17 protein-coding genes and 1 tRNA gene are annotated in these 22,473 nt (G+C 39.2%); 14 read left to right on the top strand and 4 right to left on the bottom strand.

Annotated features, from left to right (window positions below; all coding sequences use genetic code 11):
* Positions 1-84 precede the first annotated feature (84 nt).
* The 5 genes from guaB (at position 85) to rimI (ending at position 4,452) form a co-directional block, all read left to right on the top strand.
* Positions 85-1,554: an IMP dehydrogenase gene (gene guaB, locus L652_RS0120615; RefSeq protein ID WP_002958783.1), complete on the top strand. Its 1,470-nt coding sequence runs from the start codon at positions 85-87 to the stop codon at positions 1,552-1,554.
* A 264-nt stretch (positions 1,555-1,818) separates the two neighbouring features.
* The gene (gene guaA, locus L652_RS0120610; protein WP_002958782.1) at positions 1,819-3,396 is read left to right on the top strand and encodes a glutamine-hydrolyzing GMP synthase; all 1,578 of its coding nucleotides are present in this window, start codon (positions 1,819-1,821) and stop codon (positions 3,394-3,396) included.
* A 155-nt stretch (positions 3,397-3,551) separates the two neighbouring features.
* Positions 3,552-3,628 (top strand) — tRNA-Trp (locus L652_RS0120605).
* A 64-nt stretch (positions 3,629-3,692) separates the two neighbouring features.
* Complete coding sequence (locus L652_RS0120600) at positions 3,693-3,998, top strand: hypothetical protein (RefSeq protein ID WP_024596084.1); 306 nt, start codon at positions 3,693-3,695, stop codon at positions 3,996-3,998.
* Positions 3,985-4,452: a ribosomal protein S18-alanine N-acetyltransferase gene (gene rimI / locus L652_RS0120595; protein ID WP_024596083.1), complete on the top strand. Its 468-nt coding sequence runs from the start codon at positions 3,985-3,987 to the stop codon at positions 4,450-4,452. Before L652_RS0120600 ends, rimI begins: the two co-directional genes overlap by 14 nt.
* A gap of 73 nt (positions 4,453-4,525) precedes the next feature.
* Here rimI and L652_RS0120590 read toward each other — a convergent pair whose 3' ends face one another.
* Positions 4,526-7,192 carry an ATP-binding protein gene (locus L652_RS0120590; protein ID WP_024596082.1) on the bottom strand — a complete coding sequence of 889 codons (2,667 nt, stop codon included), beginning with the start codon at positions 7,190-7,192 and terminating at the stop codon, positions 4,526-4,528.
* A 245-nt stretch (positions 7,193-7,437) separates the two neighbouring features.
* Between L652_RS0120590 and L652_RS0120585 the strand changes: the two genes are divergently transcribed.
* The 5 genes from L652_RS0120585 (at position 7,438) to L652_RS0120565 (ending at position 13,222) form a co-directional block, all read left to right on the top strand.
* Entirely contained in the window at positions 7,438-7,641 is a 204-nt protein-coding gene (locus L652_RS0120585) for a hypothetical protein (RefSeq protein WP_024596081.1), read from the top strand.
* Positions 7,642-7,933: 292 nt separating this feature from the next.
* On the top strand, positions 7,934-9,523 hold the full coding sequence (gene prfC / locus L652_RS0120580; RefSeq protein WP_002958776.1) for a peptide chain release factor 3: 1,590 nt from the start codon (positions 7,934-7,936) through the stop codon (positions 9,521-9,523).
* 60 nt (positions 9,524-9,583) lie between these two features.
* Positions 9,584-11,326 carry an arginine--tRNA ligase gene (gene argS, locus L652_RS0120575; RefSeq protein WP_024596080.1) on the top strand — a complete coding sequence of 581 codons (1,743 nt, stop codon included), beginning with the start codon at positions 9,584-9,586 and terminating at the stop codon, positions 11,324-11,326.
* A 468-nt stretch (positions 11,327-11,794) separates the two neighbouring features.
* Positions 11,795-12,433, top strand: a complete 639-nt coding sequence (gene pdxH, locus L652_RS0120570; protein WP_024596079.1) for a pyridoxamine 5'-phosphate oxidase — start codon at positions 11,795-11,797, stop codon at positions 12,431-12,433.
* A 21-nt stretch (positions 12,434-12,454) separates the two neighbouring features.
* Positions 12,455-13,222 (top strand): TatD family hydrolase, encoded by a 768-nt coding sequence (locus tag L652_RS0120565; RefSeq protein ID WP_024596078.1) that lies wholly within the window; start codon positions 12,455-12,457, stop codon positions 13,220-13,222.
* On the opposite strand, the gene L652_RS0120560 is transcribed toward L652_RS0120565, so the two are convergent.
* Positions 13,189-13,809, bottom strand: a complete 621-nt coding sequence (locus tag L652_RS0120560) for an AhpA/YtjB family protein (protein WP_024596077.1) — start codon at positions 13,807-13,809, stop codon at positions 13,189-13,191. The two genes, L652_RS0120565 and L652_RS0120560, sit on opposite strands and share 34 nt — an antisense overlap.
* A 152-nt stretch (positions 13,810-13,961) precedes the next feature.
* Between L652_RS0120560 and serB the strand changes: the two genes are divergently transcribed.
* Positions 13,962-14,990 carry a phosphoserine phosphatase SerB gene (serB, locus tag L652_RS0120555; RefSeq protein WP_024596076.1) on the top strand — a complete coding sequence of 343 codons (1,029 nt, stop codon included), beginning with the start codon at positions 13,962-13,964 and terminating at the stop codon, positions 14,988-14,990.
* Positions 14,991-15,010: 20 nt separating this feature from the next.
* On the opposite strand, the gene L652_RS0120550 is transcribed toward serB, so the two are convergent.
* A complete protein-coding gene (locus tag L652_RS0120550; protein WP_024596075.1) occupies positions 15,011-17,488 on the bottom strand; it encodes a PilZ domain-containing protein in 2,478 nt (825 codons plus the stop codon).
* 364 nt (positions 17,489-17,852) lie between these two features.
* On the opposite strand from L652_RS0120550, the gene radA reads away from it, so the two are divergent.
* Positions 17,853-19,238: a DNA repair protein RadA gene (gene radA / locus L652_RS0120545; RefSeq protein WP_024596074.1), complete on the top strand. Its 1,386-nt coding sequence runs from the start codon at positions 17,853-17,855 to the stop codon at positions 19,236-19,238.
* Positions 19,239-19,313: 75 nt separating this feature from the next.
* Positions 19,314-20,246 carry a hypothetical protein gene (locus L652_RS0120540; RefSeq protein WP_002958768.1) on the top strand — a complete coding sequence of 311 codons (933 nt, stop codon included), beginning with the start codon at positions 19,314-19,316 and terminating at the stop codon, positions 20,244-20,246.
* A gap of 53 nt (positions 20,247-20,299) precedes the next feature.
* On the opposite strand, the gene argE is transcribed toward L652_RS0120540, so the two are convergent.
* The gene (gene argE, locus L652_RS0120535) at positions 20,300-21,448 is read right to left on the bottom strand and encodes an acetylornithine deacetylase (protein ID WP_024596073.1); all 1,149 of its coding nucleotides are present in this window, start codon (positions 21,446-21,448) and stop codon (positions 20,300-20,302) included.
* 224 nt (positions 21,449-21,672) lie between these two features.
* On the opposite strand from argE, the gene argC reads away from it, so the two are divergent.
* The coding region (gene argC, locus L652_RS0120530; protein ID WP_024603622.1) for an N-acetyl-gamma-glutamyl-phosphate reductase at positions 21,673-22,473 on the top strand (801 nt) is incomplete at its 3' end.

Below are 22,473 nucleotides of genomic sequence, written 5' to 3'. Positions count from 1 at the left end.
AAATATTATTTACTCATGCCAACAACGCTGTTAAAATTTGGCCGCAATTCCTTATCTTAGATCCACATGTGAGAAGTTGCCAAAATGCTTAGAATCGCTAAAGAAGCTCTTACCTTTGATGACGTACTTTTAGTACCTGGTCATTCTACTGTTTTGCCACACACGGCAAATATTTCAACTCGCTTAACGCGTGGTATCAAACTTAACTTGCCGCTTATTTCAGCATCTATGGATACTGTTACAGAAGCTCGTTTAGCTATTGCCCTTGCGCAAGAAGGTGGTCTTGGTTTTATTCATAAAAACATGACTATTGAAGAACAAGCGAAAAACGTACGTAAAGTTAAAACCTACGAAGCAGGTATTGTTTCATACCCTGTAACGGTCACTGCCGATTTAACAATTGCAGATGCAATTGAGCTTTCGCACGAAAAAGGTTTTTCAGGCTTTCCGGTTACCGACAGCAATAATGTGCTTGTAGGCATTGTTACCAGTCGTGATATGCGTTTTGAAACTAAGCTTGAACAGCCTGTTTCTACCGTTATGACTAAAAAAGAAAAGCTTGTTACCGTTAAAGAGGGCGCAGCACGCGAAGAAATTTTAGGCTTAATGCACGAACACCGCATTGAAAAAATCCTTGTTGTTGATGATGAATTTAAACTCAAAGGCATGATCACAGTAAAAGATTACCAAAAAGCCCAAGACAAACCTGACGCATGTAAAGATGACCAAGGTCGTTTACGTGTAGGTGCTGCTGTAAGTGTTGGCGCAGGTACTGATGAGCGTATTGCTGCATTAGTAGAAGCGGGTATTGATGTTTTACTTATCGATACATCGCATGGTCACTCTCAAGGCGTTATTGACCGTGTTACTAAAACTCGCAAAGAGTACCCAGACTTACAAATTATTGCAGGTAACATTGCAACGGCTGAAGGTGCGATTGCACTAGCTGATGCCGGAGCGGATGCAGTTAAAGTAGGTATCGGCCCTGGTTCTATCTGTACTACACGTATTGTTACCGGTTGTGGCGTTCCACAAATTACCGCTATTTCAGATGCTGTTGAAGGCTTAAAAGGTCGCGACATTCCTGTTATTGCTGATGGTGGCATTCGTTTTTCTGGTGATATTGTCAAAGCACTTGTTGCTGGTGCATCGTGTGTAATGGTGGGTTCTCTTCTTGCTGGTACAGAAGAAGCACCAGGTGAAGTTGAATTGTACCAAGGCCGTTATTACAAATCTTACCGTGGTATGGGCTCATTGGGCGCGATGGATCAAAAAGAAGGTTCATCAGATCGTTACTTCCAAAAATCAAACGAAGCAGACAAGTTAGTACCTGAAGGTATTGAAGGTCGCGTAGCTTACAAAGGTCCTATTGCAACGATTATTCATCAGCAAGTGGGCGGCCTACGAAGCGCTATGGGCTTAACGGGTTGCGCAACAATTGAAGAGCTAAATACAAAACCACAATTTGTACGTGTTACTTCAGCAGGTATGGGTGAGTCGCACGTTCATGATGTGCAAATCACTAAAGAAGCACCAAATTACCGCTTAGGTTAAGCAGCGTAATTAATTTAATATACTGGGCTTGCTTTGCAAGCCCTCTTTTTAGTCGTTTATATAAATACCAATTGCATTAATAAAGTGGTCAATTATTGCGACAGATAAATGGCTCAATAACGAGGCAAAAATTTCGATTTTTAGTTCTTCTAAATAAGAAATTTTTAACGTGGTTAGTGAGTTATTTAGCCTGCAAGACTTAGTAATGTTTAATAAAATTGGTATTCAAAGCGGCATTTAGCATCAGACTTTACGAGATACTCCATGAGCAAAGATATTCACGATTCACGAATTCTCATTTTAGACTTTGGTTCACAATACACTCAATTAATCGCCCGTCGTGTGCGTGAAATTGGTGTTTACTGTGAACTTTGGGCATGGGATGTGACTGAAGAGCAAATCCGCGAGTTCAACCCACAAGGTATTATTCTTTCTGGTGGCCCAGAATCAACAACACTTGAAAACAGCCCGCGCGCTCCTGAGTATGTATTTAATGCAGGCGTGCCTGTGCTAGGTATTTGCTACGGCATGCAAACAATGGCAGCTCAACTTGGCGGAAGTGTACACAGCTCTGATAAAAAAGAGTTTGGCTACGCACAAGTTGAAAAAGTAGGCAGCTGTGCATTATTTGATGCAATTGAAGACCATATTACTGATGGCGGCAACGGCATACTTGACGTATGGATGAGTCATGGCGATAAAGTAATGGACATTCCAGCTGATTTTACAACAACAGCTAAAACATCTACTTGTCCACATGCTGCAATGTCTAACGAAGAAAAGCGTTTTTACGGCGTACAATTTCACCCAGAAGTAACGCATACTCATCAAGGGTTACGTTTGCTTGAGCGTTTCGCTATTGATATTTGTGGCTGTGAAAAATTATGGACTCCTGCAAAAATCATCGATGATGCTATTGAGCGTATTAAAGAAACTGTAGGTGATGACGAAGTCATTTTAGGTCTATCTGGTGGTGTTGATTCATCAGTTGTGGCTATGCTTATTCACCGTGCAATTGGCGCAAAGCTAACATGTGTATTTGTTGATAATGGTTTACTTCGTTTAAACGAAGGTCAGCAAGTTATGGACATGTTTGGTAATAAATTTGGCTTAAACATTGTTAAAGTTGAAGCTGAAGAGCAGTTTTTAAATGATTTAGCTGGTAAGTCAGACCCAGAAGATAAACGTAAAGCCATTGGTCACACGTTTATTAATGTATTTGATGAGCAAGCCAAAAAGCTTAAAAATGCGAAATGGTTAGCGCAAGGTACAATTTATCCTGACGTTATTGAATCTGCGGCATCTGCCACAGGTAAAGCGCATGTTATTAAATCTCACCACAATGTGGGCGGATTACCAGATGACATGAAAATGGGCCTTGTTGAGCCATTGCGTGAATTATTCAAAGATGAAGTGCGTAAAATTGGTCTAGAACTTGGTTTACCGTACGACATGCTTTACCGTCATCCTTTCCCTGGACCAGGCTTAGGTGTACGTGTACTTGGCGAAATCAAAAAAGAGTACTGTGATTTACTACGCCGCGCAGATGCGATTTTCATCGAAGAGCTACACAAAGCTGAGCTTTACCATAAAGTAAGCCAAGCGTTTACTGTATTCTTACCAGTTAAATCGGTAGGGGTTATGGGCGATGCACGTAAGTACGATTGGGTTGTATCACTTCGTTGTGTAGAAACAATCGACTTTATGACAGCACGCTGGTCACATTTACCATATGAGTTTTTAGGTGTGGTTTCAAACCGTATCATTAACGAAATTGATGGTATTTCTCGTGTTGTTTACGATATTTCAGGTAAACCACCTGCAACTATCGAATGGGAATAATTAATTTTAGTTTTAATTAACTAATTTTAAGTGATTAAAAAACGGCGAATTAGCATGCTAATTCGCCGTTTTGTTTATTTAAAAAGCAGTTGAACTAAAAGAGTGATTTTTCTCTTTACCTTTGGCGAAACTTCTCTATAATTCGTTGTCATTGCAGGGGCGTAGTTCCAATTGGTAGAACAGCGGTCTCCAAAACCGATGGTTGGGAGTTCGAATCTCTCCGCCCCTGCCATTTCTTCTTTACATCGTTTTTATTACTTCTTATATTGTTCAAATGTCTAATCTACTGAGTTGTTATGCATCCACGTTACGCAGCTATTTTTGATATAGAAAATCTTGAACTCAATCAGCATTATTGTTCTCAAACAAATGACCAAGCAGATACTTTATCGCAAAGCACGACAGCTAGTTCTTTAACGATAAATGAGCAACTATTTGCAGACATTAAGCTCAGTGCAGGGGCTATTATTGTAAATAGCGTTGTACAGGGTAGTGAGATGCAATTAAACGACAATCAGCTTACATTGCCAACCCCACAGCTTAACGCCTCTGAGAAGCGTGCTTTATGGGCTTTAATGAGTGAACACCTTGATAAACTTTAAATCAGTAGATGAAACTGCAATACCTCAATTAATGGCCATCGAAACAGCATGTCATAGCCATCCGTGGACTTTAAATACAATGAGTTCATGTATAGGTGGGCGCTATTTTAATGTTGCCGCATTTGATGAGATGAGCATGATTGGTTTTTATATTGGTGAAAAAGCAGGGCCTGATTTTACGCTTATGGATATTTGTGTAACACCAAGCCACCAGGGTAAGGGTATTGCAAGGCAGTTGTTAGCTCAGTTTATTGAATATGGTGAACAGCAAAATGCTGAAAACCTCTTTTTAGAAGTACGCGAATCTAATACGCGGGCTATTGCGCTATACGAGAACGCTGGCTTTACAGAGATGTCAGTGCGTAAAAACTACTATCCAAGTGATAATCCGGCCAAAAATGGCTTTGAAGACGCTATTTTAATGGGCATGGCATTAGGTTTAAACTTTTCATAATTAAAGTCGGTGGTTAGCGTTTTAAGCATAGAGCACTAACGCACCGAACTTGTACTATTTTGTAAGTTTTCTTTTAGGTTACTTTGCCACTAATTGCTTGCTCAATGGCTGCTATTAATTTATTTACCAGCTCGTCTCTTGGCACTTTATTGTTACTTTTTAAATTTTCTTCAAGTGCCGCAGCGCTGTGATAAATTTCATCAAAATTAAAGCACCCAGAACTACCTTTAATACTGTGCGCTATACTTCTTAATGCTTCCCAGTCATTACAATGTTGCAGAGTTTTAACTTCTTCTAAATAAGTAGGTAAGTTGGCTAAATAGTTATCAGTAATTTGCTGAAACTTTTCGCTTTTTAATAAGCTGTCCCACTTATTTTGATTATCCTTTTCAAGATGTAGGTAGCTTACGAGTACATTTTCCAGAGCATCTTTATCAATGGGTTTAGCGAGTGCTTTGTTGCAGCCAGCTTCTAGGTAAGTGCCTATATCGTGGTTCATTACATTAGCAGTAAGGGCAATAATGGGGCCATCGTATGCTGCATGACGAAGCATTTTAGTCGCTTCTAATCCGCCCATTACAGGCATTTGCATATCCATTATAATAAGCTGATAGTCATTAACGAGTGCCATTTCTACAGCTTGGGCGCCATTACTAGCAATATCGGGTTCAAGGCCCCAAGTTTGCAGTAATAATTTAATTAATAGTTGGTTATCAGGGTTATCCTCAGCGACTAAAATATTAGCCTCAAAGTTATTGGTCGCAAACGATAAGAGAGGGTCTTTCTCTGGTATTAACTGGCTTTCTTGCGTTAAAAACTCAAGCATTGGTTGATCATCAGATAACTGACACGACACCCTAATTGTAAAGCGGCTACCAACGCCAACTTCACTTTCAAGCGTTACATCGCCACCAAGTAACAGTGCTAAATTTTTAGAAATACACAACCCAAGGCCTGTACCACCAAAACGACGTGTGGTTGTGGCATCGGCTTGCTCAAACGGTTTAAACACACGCTCTATTTGATGCTCAGACATACCAATGCCGGTATCTTTAATTACAAATTCTAGCTTTTGACTTGCTTGTAAATAATGCACGCAAATAGACACACTGCCATTTTCGGTAAATTTAACAGCGTTATTTGCAATATTTATAAGTATTTGTTTTAAGCGGGTCACATCACTATAAATGGTGCGAGGTAGCGGCAGTTGGTAATCAATATTAAGGGTTAATTGTTTTTCTTGTGCCAGTGGTTGAATAATTGATTCAATGTCATGCACAAGCTGCACTACGTTTAACGCAGACAAATCGACAGCTAGCTTTTCAGCTTCAATTTTAGATAAGTCGAGTATATTATTTATTAACTCTAGTAAGTGTTTTGAATTACGTAAAATAGTGCTTAGATGTTGTTTGTCGTTGGCTACTTTGTCGTTGTGGAGTAATTGCTCTGTAAAGCCCATAATAGCCGTAAGTGGCGTTCGTATTTCGTGACTCATATTAGCTAAAAAACGACTTTTAAGCTGATTAGCTTGCTCGGCTTGGCCAATTGCAAGCTCTAGTTGGCTGTTCATGGCTTCAAGTGCTTTAGTACGACTTTCTACTTTATCTTCAAGGTGGTGTTTATATTCTTCAAGCTGCTGCTGGTAGTGTCTAATTTGATTAACCATGTGGTTAAAGTCGTTAAACAAAACACCCACTTCGTCATTTGTATGAGCTGGTAAGTGCACCGACAAATCGCCATCACCAACACGGTGGCTTGCAGCACCTAATAATTCAATTGGGTTAAGTAATAAATTACGTACCACTATAAAAATTAATATTGGCAGGGTGATTATCGAAATAATAACAATTAAGCCTGTTATTAGGCTTATGGCTTTACCAGATTGATAAAGCACACCTTTGGGAATGGTTGAAACGTAATAATATCCACCGGGCATTTGTACGGCAAAAATCATTCGCTCTATTTTATCTATGCTTGAGAGTTCAATGGTAGAAAGCATGCCTATATCGGCAAGATCATGTACTTGGTTAAGTTCATATTCGCTTATGTATTGGCCGCGCATGTTGTAGTCGGAGCTAAATAAAATTTTCCCGTCTTTGGTCAACATTAAATTAAGTGTGTTGTTATATGGCGCTTCTAAAATACTGGAGTTGAGTATTGAAGGCTCTATATGTATTACAATAAAACCAAGCTGCTGTGGACGTTTCAAGTAGTAATCAACGCTGTCAATTCGTTGAATGAAATATAAGCTCGTGGTGCCATCGTCCTTTTGAATCATAAATTGCTGTGTACTTAAATTACTTTGCAATACTCGATTAAAAAATGGATAGCTTTTAGGCGCTGTTGTTAGGTTATTAGAGTAGTAGGCATCACTTTTCCCACTTGCTGAAACTAAATTAATGCTAATTATATCTGGATAAGCTTCGCTGTAACTGGCAAATACATCCATAAGCGCGCCAAGTTTTCGGGTGTAATTACCGTTGGCACTAATATCGTTTGCTAAAAAGTCACTAAGTACTGGCGAATTTGAGAGTAGTTTTGCAGTAGAGTGAAAAGAGTCGATATAGTTGAATATTTTTTGCTGTTGTTGCTCAACAAAACGGCTCATTATTAAATCAGCTTGTTTTTGTGTTGAATTAGTGACATTGGTGAGCGTAAAGCCACCTAAAAATAGCAGTGGCAGAATAACAAGAGGTGTTATATACCATAATAATCTTATACTTAACTTACTGGTTTTCATGACCAAACGACTTATCCTCCATGCAATCTGCCAATAATATGCGTTACGACCTGATTACACAAGCTTATAGCGGTCTTGGTGGCTAAATTACAATCATTAGTTGCATGATCTTTAGCTCTTTTTTTTATGTTTAAGTTATTTAAATTTAACAAGTTACATGGATATAATATTAATTCGCTGTTTAAAAAACTTACATAGTTTTACATCTTTTAAAGTTACTAATTAAAGTTGATGCATTGCCAAGCGTGACATTAAAAGGACACGTTGACAGTCTAAGTCCAGCAAGTGGTGTAAGTTACTCCACTATTGATGCGCATAATGCGACAGGCAACTTTACTAAAATAGCGCAGCGCCTACCGGTAAAGATTAGTTTAGATGCTGAGCAGCCTTTACTTAGTCAACTACGTGTTGGAATGTCGGTTGTACCTACTATTGATGTTGTTAAGTAACTACTCATTTTTATTTAAACGATCTACGAGCAAATTGTAGGTCGTTTAAATATCGCTTGCTGTACACATTTATTTTAAAGCTAAGATATTTTTAAGTAGATAGCACACTTTTATACCGACTCCTGTTACAATTGCCATTATTAAAAAATCAACTATTGACGCTTTATTATCAGCTGTTTGCAACGTGAAAATCAGCGAGAATAGTAGTTAATTACGATCAACATAACGGGTTTACTCGCAGACGCTTATTAAAATGCATTCAACCCCGCATATAAACTAAAAGAATTTATCAATGGCAGACCAGACTATTATCAATGAAATCAGCAAGCGAAGGACCTTTGCTATCATCTCTCACCCGGATGCTGGTAAAACAACGATTACCGAAAAAGTATTGTTATTCGGACAAGCTATTCAAAGAGCTGGTACTGTAAAAGGTCGCGGCTCTAACCAGCATGCTAAATCTGACTGGATGGAAATGGAAAAAGAGCGTGGTATATCAGTTACTACGTCTGTAATGCAATTTCCATATAACGACGCACTTGTTAATTTACTTGATACGCCAGGACACGAAGATTTCTCTGAAGATACGTACCGTACATTAACAGCAGTAGATTCGTGCTTAATGGTTATTGATGCGGCTAAAGGTGTAGAAGACCGTACCCGTAAGCTAATGGAAGTTACACGCCTGCGTACCACACCTATTGTTACATTTATGAACAAATGTGACCGTGATATTCGTGACCCAATGGAAGTGCTGGACGAAGTTGAAACAGAGCTAAATATTGCCTGTGCACCCATTACTTGGCCAATTGGTTGTGGTAAAGAGTTCAAAGGTGTTTATCACATTCATAATGATGAAGCTGTTTTATATAAAACGGGCCAAGGTCATAAAATTCAAGATGTTCGCACAATTAAAGGCCTTGATAATCCAGAGTTAGATATAGCCATTGGTGAAGACTTAGCTGCGCAGTTACGTGATGAGCTTGAGCTTGTTATTGGTGCATCAAACGAATTTGATTTAGATCTGTTTTTAGCCGGTGAGCTTTCGCCAGTTTATTACGGTACCGCACTTGGTAACTTTGGTGTTGATCACGTGTTAGATGGTTTAACTAAGTGGGCGCCAACGCCATTACCACGTGAAACCGAAGACAGACTAATTGTTGCAACTGAAGAAAACTTTACCGGGTTTGTATTTAAAATTCAGGCCAACATGGACCCTAAACACCGTGACCGTATTGCATTTATGCGTATTGTATCGGGTAAGTACAGCCAAGGCATGAAAATGAATCACGTGCGAATTGGCAAGCAAGTGAGCATTTCTGATGCGGTAACCTTTATGGCGGGCGATCGTGAACGTGCCGCAGATGCTTTCGCTGGCGACATTATTGGCTTGCATAACCACGGTACAATTCAAATTGGTGATACGTTCACGCAAGGCGAAAAACTTAAATTTAGTGGTATTCCTAACTTCGCCCCTGAACTATTTCGTCGTATTCGCCTTCGCGATCCGCTTAAGCAAAAGCAATTGCTAAAAGGTTTAGTACAGCTTTCTGAAGAAGGGGCTGTACAGGTATTTAGACCACTTATTAATAACGACTTAATAGTAGGCGCGGTAGGCGTACTTCAGTTTGATGTGGTTGTAGCGCGTTTAAAAGCAGAATATAACGTTGATGCTATTTATGAAGGCGTAAACGTGAATACGGCACGCTGGGTAAGCAGTGATGACGTTAAAAAGTTTGAAGAATTTAAACGTAAATGCGAAAGCAATTTAGCTCTCGATGGCGGTGATAACTTAACTTACATTGCACCGAGCCGTGTAAACCTTAACTTATCGGTAGAGCGTTACCCAGAAGTAACGTTTAGCCATACACGCGAAAACTAGAGCTCATTTACAAGAATTAAAAGAAAACCTGCTTTGGCGGGTTTATAAAGGTAAAAAAATATGAATATTCGTACTATTTTAATTGAAAAAGCCATTGCAGCTATGGTCGGTGCAGGCTTACCTGAAGACACAAACCCGGCAGTAACGCAAAGCACGCGTCCACAATTTGGTGATTACCAAATTAATGCAGCCATGGGCGCAGCTAAAAAAATGAAAAGCAACCCGCGTGAGCTTGCACAAAAAATTATTGATAACCTTGATGTAAGCGATATTGCACAAAAGACTGAAATTGCGGGTCCAGGTTTTATTAATATTCATTTAAAGCCTGAGTTTTTAGCGCAAAGCGTGAAAGCGGCTAACAATGATGCAAAACTAGCTGTAAACGAACATGCTAAGCCACAAAAAGTAGTTGTTGATTATTCATCACCAAACCTAGCTAAAGAAATGCACGTAGGTCATTTACGTTCAACTATTATTGGTGACTCAATTGTACGTGCGCTTGAATTTAGAGGCGATACGGTTGTGCGTCAAAATCACATGGGTGATTGGGGGACGCAATTTGGTATGTTAATCGCGCATTTAGAAGATCAAATTAGTCAAGGCGTTGACTTAGATACTGTTGCGCTTGCTGATTTAGAAACTTTTTACCGCGATGCTAAAAAACGCTTTGACGACGAGGAAGGCTTTGCAGATAAAGCACGTGACTACGTTGTTAAATTACAAGGCGGCGATGCGCATTGTGAAAAACTTTGGAAACTATTTATAGCCACCTCAGTTAAACACTCTGAAGAAGTATACAAGCGTTTAAATGTAACGCTTACCCAAGCCGATATTATGGCTGAAAGCGCATACAACGCAGAGCTTAACGATATTATTAGCCTACTTAAAGATAAAAACATTGCCGTAGAGTCGCAAGGCGCGCAAGTGGTGTTTTTAGATGAGCTAGCTAATAAAGATGGCGAGCCATCAGCGTTTATCGTACAAAAATCTGGCGGTGGTTTTTTATATGCAACAACAGACTTAGCGGCATGTGACTACCGTTCAAATAAATTAGGTGCTGATCGCATCTTAATTTTTGTAGATGCACGTCAAAATCTACACTTTAACCAAGTAGAGCTAACAGCGCGTAAAGCTGGTTTATTAAGAGACGAAACAAGTTACGAGTTTTGCCCGTTTGGCACCATGATGGGCGCCGATAATAAACCATTTAAAACACGTACTGGCGGCACAGTAAAACTTGCTGATTTATTAGAAGAATCAATTAACCGCGCAGCAGCAAAATTAGCTGAACGTGAGTCTGATTTAAGTGATAGCGATCGCAGCGAAATTGCCCGTAAAGTAGGTATTGGTGCAGTTAAATACGCCGACCTTTCTAAGCACCGTACCAGTGATTACATTTTTAACTGGGACAGCATGCTAAGTTTTGAAGGCGCAACTGCTCCTTACTTACAATATGCTTATACACGCGTACGCAGTATTTTCCGCAAATCAGGCGTTGATGCTGCTACATTAAATTCAGACGTTGCAATTGTCGAGCCTCAAGAAAAAGCACTTGCACTTAAGCTACTACAGCTCGAAGAAGTACTTGATTTAATGATCAGCGAAGCAACACCGCACGTACTATGTGGTTACTTATACGAGCTTGCAAGCTTATACATGACATTTTACGAAGCCTGCCCAGTACTTAAAGAAGGCGTAGAGCCAAGCGTGCGCGATAGCCGTTTAGTGTTGTGTAATTTGGTTTCTAAAACTCTTGAAACGGGATTGGATTTGCTAGGCATTGAAGTTATGGAGCAAATGTAATCACCGTCGTATTTTAACCTAATACTGCGTTATCCAATCCGACTTACCCTAATCACATACAAACCGTATGTCCATAGGGATAAGTCGGGTTGAATGCCTTGTCTTAGGCTAAACTACTTAGGTGAACCGTCTGCTGCGTGTAGTTCGCTTTGACTGCGTTGTCGTGCTTTTTTAGCCTAAGTCACATACTAAATGTATGCTCCTTGGCATAAAAAGCACTCCGCCTTGTCAGCACTTCTACACTTGCAGATATCTGAGCTGTGTAGTTTGCGTTGTAGGTTGGGTTGAGTGAAACGAAACCCAACGATACACCTGAGACTCTATGTTTACTGCTATGGAATACACCCGAGACTCGGTGTTATTGCTATCGCATATACCTGAATCTTAATATTTTTTATTACTCAATATCTATTGTTTTAAGCTCGCTACTCTAAGCTCTTTTCTAAGTCTTTATTTAAAGGATTTGTTATGAAACTCGAAGATATCCGCCGTGAATACCTGCAAGACGCGTTAAGCGAAGATAACTTGCAAGATGACCCATTCAAGCAGTTTGAAACATGGCTTGAGCATGCTGTAGCAAGCCAATTACCCGATCCAACAGCGATGGTTGTAGCAACTGTTGATGAAACCGGTCAGCCTTCACAGCGTATTGTGCTTTTAAAGCACCTGGATGATAACGGCTTTGTATTTTTTACCAATACAGGTTCGCGTAAAGCGCAGGAGCTTAAAGGCAATAACAAAATTTCCTTGCACTTTCCGTGGCACCACATGGAACGCCAAGTTATTGTATACGGTGAGGCTAAACCATTACCTACCTCTGCTGTGGCAAAGTACTTTTTATCTCGTCCTAAAGAAAGCCAATTAGCAGCGTGGGCATCAGCGCAAAGCCGTCCGGTGTCATCACGTAAAGTACTAATGGAAACCTTTGCTAATATGAAAAATAAGTTTGCTAAAGGTGCAATTCCATTACCTGATTTTTGGGGCGGTTATTGTGTAGTGCCCACTAAAATTGAGTTTTGGCAAGGTGGGGCGCATCGTTTACATGATCGTTTTATGTATCAGCGCCAAGCAGATAATAGCTGGCAAATTACACGCTTAAATCCTTAATAAATAGATGAGTAAGTAACCGTGCAATTTATTGACTCTCATTGCCACCTCGATTTTAGTGAGTTTGATTCAAGTCGTGAATCGCTCATAACCGAGTGTGTCGCAAAGGGAGTTAATCAGTTTGTTGTACCGGGTATTACGCTTGCTCAATCGCATACTCTTATAGAGCTCAAAGCAACCTATCCAAGTATAAAAATAGCGGCAGGGCTACATCCTTACTTCTTAGATCAACATAGAGAATTGCATATAGAAGCGTTATTTGACTTTGCAACTACAAATAAGCATCAGCTGGTGGCCATTGGTGAGTGTGGGCTTGATAGAAGCATTGAAAACCTCTCTAAACAAACTTATTTATTTGAACAGCAAATAGGGCTTTCTAATGAGCTAAGCTTACCGCTCATTGTACATCACAGGCAAAGCCATGATTTAATTGCGCAAGCGTTTAAACGTTGTAAGCCAAAAAATGGGGGAGTGATTCATGCATTTTCAGGTTCAATCCAACAAGCGAAGTACTATATCAAACAGGGCTTTAAGCTTGGCGTAGGCGGTGTTATTACCTATGAACGTGCAGCTAAAACCCGTGCTGTTATTACCGCTATTGAGCCCGAGCACTTAGTGCTTGAAACAGATTCACCTTCAATGCCGTTAAGTGGCTACCAAGGGGAGGTTAACACGCCATTGCATATACCTGATGTGTTTGACGCACTATGTGATTTAAAGCCACACAGCGAAAAAGAGACGCTTGCAAAGCAACTTTATGATTCTTGTTCAGATGTTTTTTGCATATAACGATTTACCTGCCAGCGCTTTAATCCGCGGCCTAACTGCCACGTAAATATACAAGCAATCACTAGCATTAATAAAACCTGCCTGCCTAAGTCATGAAAATGATTATGGCTGTCGGATATTGCAGCGCGAGTTAAATAAGTAATAGATACAAAACCTATAGGGCGGTCATCATCGCTTATAACAGGTTCCATAAAAGGTGTTTTTAACTTACTTATTCCGGGGGTAGAATCAGAAAGTTGACCATAAACATGGTGCGACTGCCAATTGTCGCTACTGGCTAATAAAATACCCTGTTGATCGTAAATAGTGGCCGAAAGCACGAACTCATCTTTACTTATATCGTTACAAATTGCATTGAGCTGGGGTTTGTTTTTTTCGATTAAAGGTGTTTTAACATTTAAAGCCATAAACTGAGTGAGGCTTTTGGCGGTGCTGTCGGCGCTATCGTAAAGTAACTGGTGACTCTGAAAACTACTATTAACACCCACCCAGCTTAGTAATACAAAACAGCCAGCCGCAAGAATTAAGCGAACGAGCCGCTTTCTTTGGGATACGCTTATAGGGTTTTTAATATGGTTATTTTTCATAGTCACCGTTTATGCTACTGACAGCATTTTGATTTGATGTTACAACTACACTAACTATAACCTTAAACCCCACCTGATGGCGAATTTAGTGTTGAGAATAGCAGTTTTGAGATGCCAACTATCAGGAAAATAAAAATAAACACGGAGATCCCATGTCGCAAATCAACATGGCACAGCAAGCTGCTGAGCAACCATTACAACACTTAACTCTAAATAAATGGTTTAGCTATAGTGGTGGTGTATCTACACCTCTCGATTATATTCCAAACAAAGCATTAGGGTTATTTAGCATCGCATTTACAGGTGATTTTGCAGAAAAACACATTGCCAGTATTGTTGACTTTTTAGCGACACATAACCAAAAAGTCACCGCTATATGCCAATACCAACCTGATTTAGGGCTTGCACCAGCACTGTGTTTTTACGCGCAAAATGCAGATAAAACTATAAACCCGTTAGTACTACAAGAATTTTCATACACGCTTGATTGTCAATTAGTGCAAGTTGCTACGCCGCCTAATTTATATGAGCCTGGTTTATTGGTTATGGATATGGATTCAACTGCAATAACTATTGAGTGCATAGACGAAATAGCACGCCTTGCGAACGTATACGATGAAGTTGCTTCTGTAACTGCACTTGCAATGGCGGGTAAACTTGATTTTAGTGAGAGTTTATATCAGCGTGTAGCTAAGCTTGAAGGTATTGAAAAAAGCTTAATTGAAGAACTGAAAAGTTCATTACCATTGATGCCTGGTATTAAAATACTGTGCCAAATTTTAAAGCAACATAACTGGTATTTGGCGATTGCCTCAGGTGGTTTTGTGCCTTTTGCAGAGCGTGTACAAGAGCTGATTAATTTAGATGAAGTGCACGCTAATGTGCTCGAATTTAAAGACGACAAGCTAACAGGTAAAGTACTGGGCACGATTGTCGATGCGCAGCAAAAAGCGGTCGTATTAGAGGTGCTTCAGCAAAAGCTAGGGCTTAAAAAAGCACAAACTGTAGCTATTGGGGATGGCGCAAATGATTTAGTGATGATGGCAAAAGCTGGCCTAGGTGTGGCCGTACATGGTAAGCCTAAAGTGGTTGAGCAAGCACAAGCGGCTATTTGTGAAGGGTCATTATTGCAATTGTTGTATATGTTGGCTATTCCGTTAGAAAAACAACCAACACTTTAAAATAAATTAAGTTAAACCGCTTAACGTAAGCGGTTTAACCAAATAAGCTTACGGCGGCTCATTTGTGCTACTTGCTCTTTTTTTAGTTCTAAATGGCTTAGCGCTTCTTCAGTTATATCTACTACATCACCCACACCAGCTACGGCCCATAAGGCTTCTTCTAAATCTTTAGCTTTGTGCATTGCGTACTGACTTACGTATTTTAGCTCATTAGAAAGATAATCAGTATCGGGGCGACCTGTGCGCGATATATACAAACGCATTACGAATATAAGTTGCGATGTAATACCTTTACTAATTTGTTTATAAAAGCTTGAGTAGTCTTCACCTAAAGCGCATTGGCTAACAATAGCCTCTTCAATACTGCCTTTTCGAGGATCGAAGTTAATAGCAAGTGTAAAAGCAAGCGGTGCATCTTGGCGGCTGCGATCTTTAATATTTGGTGTTATTACATTAATAATTTGCTCTTCGGTCAGAATGCTCGAAAAGTCAGTTTTGTTACTTAATAAACCAAAGTTTTGCAAAATCACGTGCATAGGGCTGGCGTATAACCCATATCCAATTGCGCCGGTTTTAAAGTGTGCAGCTTCTTTGTGTAAATATAGCGGAAATTGGCAAACGCTTTTTGTAACCATATTTCTAAGTGCGGTAGATAAGCCTTCTACTTTAGGTGCTTCTTCAGATACTTTAAGTTTGTCTTTATTACCTTCTATTAGCTGAGTGAAAAAGGTCACGCCAGCATGGGGTAAATCAGCAATACGATTTGCTTTTAGGTTAATAGTAGTAAATGACTTACTGATGGCCATTACTTCGTACTTTAGTTCACTAAGCTTATGCTTTTTAGTTATTTTTTGAAGTTCAGGGAATGCTAAAAGTACTATATCGCCTTTTTTAAATGTGGCAGGTTGTTCGCACTCTAACTGCAAACCCATTACCGAAAAGTCACGTGTATAGCCGTTAAATACCTCATCATTAATAGTGACACTAACTGGTGTTTTATAAAGGTAGCGCTTATGCGAGCGTAAATTTACGTATTCAAGTGGCACAATATCTAAGTAGGGTGGTGTTTTGTGTTTTGCGTGGCCAAAGTGCTTGAGCTGATTTACTAATGCTTTATCAAAAGTAAGTTGTTTATAATTTGCTTGTTCAGCTTTATTGCCAATATTTGTAAGTACAACAATATACTTAACATCTTTTATAAGGCCTTTTACACGAGGTGAAGGCGGCTTATTTAATTTTTCTATATTTTCACCGGCACTATTAGGTAGTGAAAGCGGTATAAAAGAATCATCTGGATGACTTGGCATTACTTGTATTTTAAAGCACTGCCAGCTCTCTTTTTGGCTACCAAAACCTAAAAATAGATCACGTAATTTAGGGTTGTTATTTAACTCTGTACGCGTCGCTGAGTAGTAATAAATTTTACCTGATGATATATGTGTAAATGTATAGAGGTAATCTTCTTTTACTGCGGTAATTTGAGTTAGTAATTGTGTAATACGCTGATGATTAAGTATATTGTACAAACACGGTATTTTTCTTTCATCGGTAAAGTAGCGCTGAATAAAAATATTATTTTCAGTGGTAAGGCTAAGGCTTGGGTAATATTGCTCATCTTTTTTACTTAAAAACACATATAAAGACGTTACGCGAGGAATGTAGTACTGCTCATACCCCTTTGATACTACAGCATCGAGCGTATTATCTAGATTTACTTTATAACGACGCTTATTACCATGAATAAAACTTTCTAAAAAGTCATTAAAGGCATCGTTGTTTTCTATATAAGTGCGCTTTAAGCGGATGTGATTAAATTCACGAGAGATATTTTCTACTGCAACAACTTCGTATTGAATACCGTTTTTTAGGCCAAGTTCAAAGTCTTGCTCAAGGCCTACTAAGCGCATTGCGATGAGTTCGCCTTTTTTTATAGAGTAGCGCGTTGCAAGCTTAACTTTACAACCGCTTAAAGATATATCTGAGGTGCTAGCAGCAATGTTCTTTTTATCTTTGTAATCAATCGTTACTTTTATTGAGTAATTCATCCGTTCTTCACGGCGGCTCTCGTAAGAGGCAAACTTAATTACTTCAGTGTTTAAGTTATTTTCTAACTCTTGTAACTCTGATTTTTCGGCTGCTTGTTTTTGTAATACGCGGTGGTTATTTTCTGTATTCATTACGGCTTCGTAAACAGCTAAGGTGTATTCACCATGTTGTTTAAGCGCTTTTTCAAACACTTCAATGGCTGTGTCATCCATAAAGTGTTGCTTGCCGTTATGCTCATATGGTTTTACTTGGCCTGTCACTAATCCGCGAAGATCAACAAAACGTGCCACTGGCTGAGATAAACGCGACATTTCCATTTTCATTAAAAATTGCTCAGGTTTAGTTAACCCTGCGGTTTTTGATTTGAAAATTAGATCAAATTTAGCGTTGCCTAAATATGTTTTTAACTCATTCACGAGATCTTCGTGTTTGAGCATTATGTCATCAGCCATTTATAAAACCATCACCGTCTAATTGAAAAAGTAGGTATACTGTTAAGTCCATTTATTAGAAGTTCAATAAACGTTAAATCGCGCTACGTTATTAATATAGGTACAATTATTTGAGTTACTACTGTTTAGCTCTTGTTATGTATGTGTTATTTGCCATTTTATTGGCAAGTTACTTTAAACTATTACAAAGCAAAAAGTATGCCCTAAATTATAGCTAAAAAGAAACACCATGTGTATTTATTGATTGTGACGCTAGATTTTTAAGCAGGCAAGAGTTTGTTGCTAAGTAAATGCCTGAAATGGCAAAATAAGCGCCTAATAGTAAGAATTTTTTTAATTTAAAGAATAGTAGGTAAAGTTATCAATGGCTAAAGCGGCAAAAGTAGAATTTGTTTGTACCGAATGTGGCATGAACTATCAACGTTGGCAGGGTCAATGTCGCTGCGGTGCGTGGAACACATTAGCGGAATTTAAGCCTTCAGCAGGGCATAGTAAAAAAGCATCAATACGATCAAACGTTGGTGGTTATGCTGGTGGTGTTGGTGGTGGTTCTAAAAAAATCAATGATATTGCTACATCAGAGGCTGAAAAGCAGCTAACTGAAATCGGCGAGCTTGATCGCGTACTAAGCGGCGGGGTGACTACTGGCTCTGTTAATATAATTTCGGGCGATCCGGGGGCGGGTAAGACAACTTTGCTATCTGACTTAGTGGCGAGAATGTCACAACGGATGCCGTCACTTTACTGTACGGCAGAAGAATCTTTATCGCAGTTTAAAAACAGGGTAAATCGTTTAAAGTTAAACTATAACCCGGAAGAGCTTTATTTACTTTCAGAAACGAGCGTTGAAACCATCATCGAAGAGCTCGAGAAAAATAAAATTAAGTTTGCTGTTATTGACTCTATTCAAGCTGTTGTAACCGATACGGCAAATGGTAGCCCAGGCTCGCCTTCGCAAGTAAAAAGCGCCGCCCAAGCATTAACTCAGTACTGTAAGCAAAATGATGTAACTATGTTCATTATTGCTCACGTAAATAAAAATAACGAAATAGCAGGCCCTCAAACACTTGTACATATTGTTGATGCGCTTTTACACATAGATACCAACGATGGGCAAATACGAACCCTTAGGGCAAATAAAAACCGCTTTGGTGATATTGATACTGTTGGCATTTTTAAAATGTGTGAACGTGGGATGTTAAGCGTTGATAATCCAAGTGAAATATTTTTATCGGGTTCAACCACCGACTCACCTGGCTCTACTATTACCTGTATTCGTAAAGGGAATCGTAATTTATTGCTTGAGATTCAATGTTTAACTACCGAAACAGAAGCTGAATTTCCGCAGCGTGTTTGTGTTGGTTTAAATATGAATCGTATAAAAATGCTGACCGGTATATTACGTAAGCATACTAAAACTAAAATATTTCACGATACGTTTTTTAATATTGTGGGTGGTTTAAGAATTGATGAGACAGAAACCTGCATCGATTTAGCATTAGTAACCGCGTTACTTAGCAGTTTAAACGAATTTGTTGTACCTCGTACCACGTGTATTATGGGAGAACTTAGCTTAAACGGCGATGTACGCCCAATAGACAGTGGTGTACCGCGTGTTAAAGAGGCTGCACAACATGGTTTTACAGAAATATATATTCCATTTCGCAATTACCATAAATCGATGGAAGGGCTAGGCGCTAAAATTACCCCTGTAAAAACCGTACATGAGTTACTTAGTTTGATTAATTAACACTTATCGGTGATGTTCTTCAGTGTTACTCTTAAGTTGAGACACTTTATAGAAAGAATTAAATAAGGAAATGACATGAAAAAATTAGTTATAGTTGCAGCTCTTGTGGCCGCAGGCGTTGGTGGTGTTAGTTACGCAAACTACGTAGCAACTCAAGAAGTGCGTGCAGAAGTAGATAAGCAACTTGCTTTAGTAAGCGAGCAAACTGGCGCTACATTTAAATACGCTGGTTTATCGGCAAGTGTTATTTCAAAGAGTGTAGAAATAACAAACATGGAAGTAATAAGCCCTGAAGGTGACAATGTTGCTAATATTCAAAGCATTGAAATAACTGGTTACGAGCCGGATAAAATATCACCACATACATCATTTGATGTAAAAAGCTTTCAGTTTGATAAAAGCTTCGTATCAAAATTACCAGCTGATACAAACGAAATGTTAGCGTCGGCAAGTTACGACTTACATTCATCACTTGATTACGATGAAGAGTCTGGCAATAGTGATGTAGTAGTTAAGCTTGATGCAAAAGACATTGTTAGTTTTAATATGGATATGGGTTTAGCTAATTCAAAAGCGTTAATGGATGCTTCATTGGCTATTAGCAAGGCGCAGCAAGAAGCGGGTGATCAACCGCTGACGTATGAGCAAGAATTACAGCAGCAAACACTTGTTATGCAAGCAATGAGTAAATTAGAGCCGCGTAATGTTAGCTTTGCCTTAAATAACCAGGGTAAATTAAAAGATTTACTCTCAAGCGAGCTTGAAAAGCAAGGTATGACGCTTGAGCAAATGGAAATGACGCTAGAGCAACAGTTACAACAAGCTCCTGTAACTGAAGATATTGCAGAGGCTTTAACCAGCTTTGCGAAAGGTTTAAATTCATTCAGTGTGTCTGCAAAGCTACCTGAAGGTAAAACTATGATGGAAATTAACCAACAAGTTATGATGCTAGTAGGGCAACCTGAAGAGCTAGTTAAGTTTATTAACTTAGAAGTTAAAGGTGATTAGGCCTTAGTTCTGTATTAATAAAGGCGCCAATTGGCGCCTTTATTGTAATCTTATTAGCTAAAGCAATTTGCTTTTATAAGATCAGTGATTATTTGTTGTGATGGTTTTATTTTTTCCATCGCTAAAAATTCATCAGGCTGGTGTGCCTGGTTAATTGAGCCTGGGCCCATTACAATCGTTTCACAACCGAGTTGCTGGATAAACGGCGCTTCAGTGCAGTAATTTACTGCGACCGCTTTTTGCCCCGCTATTTTTTCAGCCATTTTTACTAAAGCACTGTCGGTGCTCCCACTAAATGCCGGTATTGGTTCATGTAGATCAATAACGCTCACCGCATTTGGGTATTGCTGATTTATCTCTTTCGTTGCATCGAGTACGAATGCTTGTAGTTCTTGTACACTTAAACCTGGTAATGGGCGCATATCTATATGCATTTCACAGCAACCACAAATTCTATTCGCGTTATCGCCGCCATGAATATTACCTAAGTTTAATGTTGGATAAGGGATTTCGAAGTGGTATATTGAATACTTATGCTTTAATTGTTCTTTTAAGATCATCAATTTTGTAATCACTTTATGCATTACTTCAATGGCGTTAAGACCACGTTCGGGATCGGAGCTATGCCCAGAGCGACCAACCACTCTTATTGCTGTACTCATATGGCCTTTGTGCATAAATACTGGCGTCATATCAGTAGGTTCGCCTATTATACAACGCGCAGGTTTTAAATTCGGGTGCTTACATATTTGTTGTGCACCAGCCATCGTTGTTTCTTCGTCGGCGGTGGCAAGGATTAAAATAGGCTGAGTTTGCTGCTTTTCATCAAGTTCACTAATCGCTTGTAATACAAAAGCAAAAAAGCCTTTCATATCAATACTTCCTAGCCCATACAATTTGTTATCGAGTTCGGTAAGTTTAAATGGATTATGATTCCAACGACTGTCATCAAAAGGCACTGTGTCGGTATGACCAGCTAGCATTAATCCGCCATCACCTTCTCCGCGTTTTGCTAATAAATTATAGCGCCCTTTACCTCCTTCTAATTCTATAATTTCACACGTAAAACCGATTGTTTCGCACCAACTGGCTAGGAGTTCAATTACGTTTTTATTGCTCATACACAGGTTGTCTTCAATAGCACTAATAGAAGGGGCTGCAATCAATTGTTGGTACATGGAAATAAACGAAGGCAAAGGCATAAAAAAATCCAAAATTATTATTCAATTTAATTGCATAACAATATAAAAGTATTTATGATGAATATCAATTCACTTTTTAAGCATAAATATATTAAAAGTAACGCCATGAAAATAATGCGACGATAATCAAAATTCATTAATAAAAAAGACTTAATTAGCGTCTAAGCTAGTTTAAGCGAACATTATAGATAAGTAGTAATTAATTTTAAGATAACGAGTAACAAATGAATGTAGTGATTATTGGCGCAAGCGGATACAGCGGCGCAGAGTTAGCAAGTTTAGTTGCTAAGCATCCAAACTTAACTTTAACAGGCTGTTATGTATCTGAGGGTAGCTTAGATAAAAATAAATTGCTAAGTGATTTATACCCAGAGCACCTTGGCTTACTAGACTGCCCTTTACTTCCTCTTAGCGTATCAGCTTTTGATGACATTCAAAGTGATGCTGATTACGTATGCTTATGTACCGATCACAAAGTAAGTGTTGATTTAGCGCCGCAATTTTTAGCTATGGGTAAAAAGGTATTTGATTTATCTGGTGGCTATCGTTTAGCAAGCAATGACGACTACGTTACTTACTATGGTTTTGAGCATCAACATCCAGAGCTTTTAAATGAAGCGGCTTACGGTCTAGCTGAGTGGAACCATGATGCTATCGCTAATGCAAAGCTAATTGCTGTTGCAGGCTGTTACCCAACAGCAGCGCTTAATGCGCTAAAACCGCTTAAGCAAGCAGGCTTATTGAGCAGCGAAAGTATTATTATTAATGCGGTTTCGGGCGTTACGGGTGCCGGGCGTAAAGCTAGTGTAGGAACGCATTTTTGTGAAGTGTCGCTTGCACCTTATGGTTTGTTTAACCATCGCCACGGCCCTGAAATTGAACAACACCTTGGCCACAAAGTGTTGTTTACACCGCACTTAGGTAATTTTCCGCGCGGTATTTTAGAAACTATTTATGTACAGCTTAAGCCAGGCGTTACCAAGGAAAACGTTGCATCGGCTTATCAAGTACTTTCGAGCGAGCCA

The sequence above is a fragment of the Pseudoalteromonas sp. TB25 genome (assembly GCF_000497995.1).
Classification (GTDB): Bacteria; Pseudomonadota; Gammaproteobacteria; order Enterobacterales; family Alteromonadaceae; genus Pseudoalteromonas; species Pseudoalteromonas distincta.
Note: the sequence above shows the minus strand (reverse complement) of the source record. Positions and strands in the feature narration are given on the sequence as shown.

What these genes read in the sequence shown, in the direction of transcription:
- guaB (WP_002958783.1), top strand. Translation starts at nt 85, where the DNA reads ATGCTTAGAATCGCTAAAGAAGCTCTTACCTTTGATGACGTACTTTTA.
- guaA (WP_002958782.1), top strand. Translation starts at nt 1,819, where the DNA reads ATGAGCAAAGATATTCACGATTCACGAATTCTCATTTTAGACTTTGGT.
- L652_RS0120600 (WP_024596084.1), top strand. Translation starts at nt 3,693, where the DNA reads ATGCATCCACGTTACGCAGCTATTTTTGATATAGAAAATCTTGAACTC.
- L652_RS0120590 (WP_024596082.1), bottom strand. Translation starts at nt 7,192, where the DNA reads ATGAAAACCAGTAAGTTAAGTATAAGATTATTATGGTATATAACACCT.
- prfC (WP_002958776.1), top strand. Translation starts at nt 7,934, where the DNA reads ATGGCAGACCAGACTATTATCAATGAAATCAGCAAGCGAAGGACCTTT.
- argS (WP_024596080.1), top strand. Translation starts at nt 9,584, where the DNA reads ATGAATATTCGTACTATTTTAATTGAAAAAGCCATTGCAGCTATGGTC.
- pdxH (WP_024596079.1), top strand. Translation starts at nt 11,795, where the DNA reads ATGAAACTCGAAGATATCCGCCGTGAATACCTGCAAGACGCGTTAAGC.
- L652_RS0120560 (WP_024596077.1), bottom strand. Translation starts at nt 13,809, where the DNA reads ATGAAAAATAACCATATTAAAAACCCTATAAGCGTATCCCAAAGAAAG.
- serB (WP_024596076.1), top strand. Translation starts at nt 13,962, where the DNA reads ATGTCGCAAATCAACATGGCACAGCAAGCTGCTGAGCAACCATTACAA.
- L652_RS0120550 (WP_024596075.1), bottom strand. Translation starts at nt 17,488, where the DNA reads ATGGCTGATGACATAATGCTCAAACACGAAGATCTCGTGAATGAGTTA.
- radA (WP_024596074.1), top strand. Translation starts at nt 17,853, where the DNA reads ATGGCTAAAGCGGCAAAAGTAGAATTTGTTTGTACCGAATGTGGCATG.
- L652_RS0120540 (WP_002958768.1), top strand. Translation starts at nt 19,314, where the DNA reads ATGAAAAAATTAGTTATAGTTGCAGCTCTTGTGGCCGCAGGCGTTGGT.
- argE (WP_024596073.1), bottom strand. Translation starts at nt 21,448, where the DNA reads ATGCCTTTGCCTTCGTTTATTTCCATGTACCAACAATTGATTGCAGCC.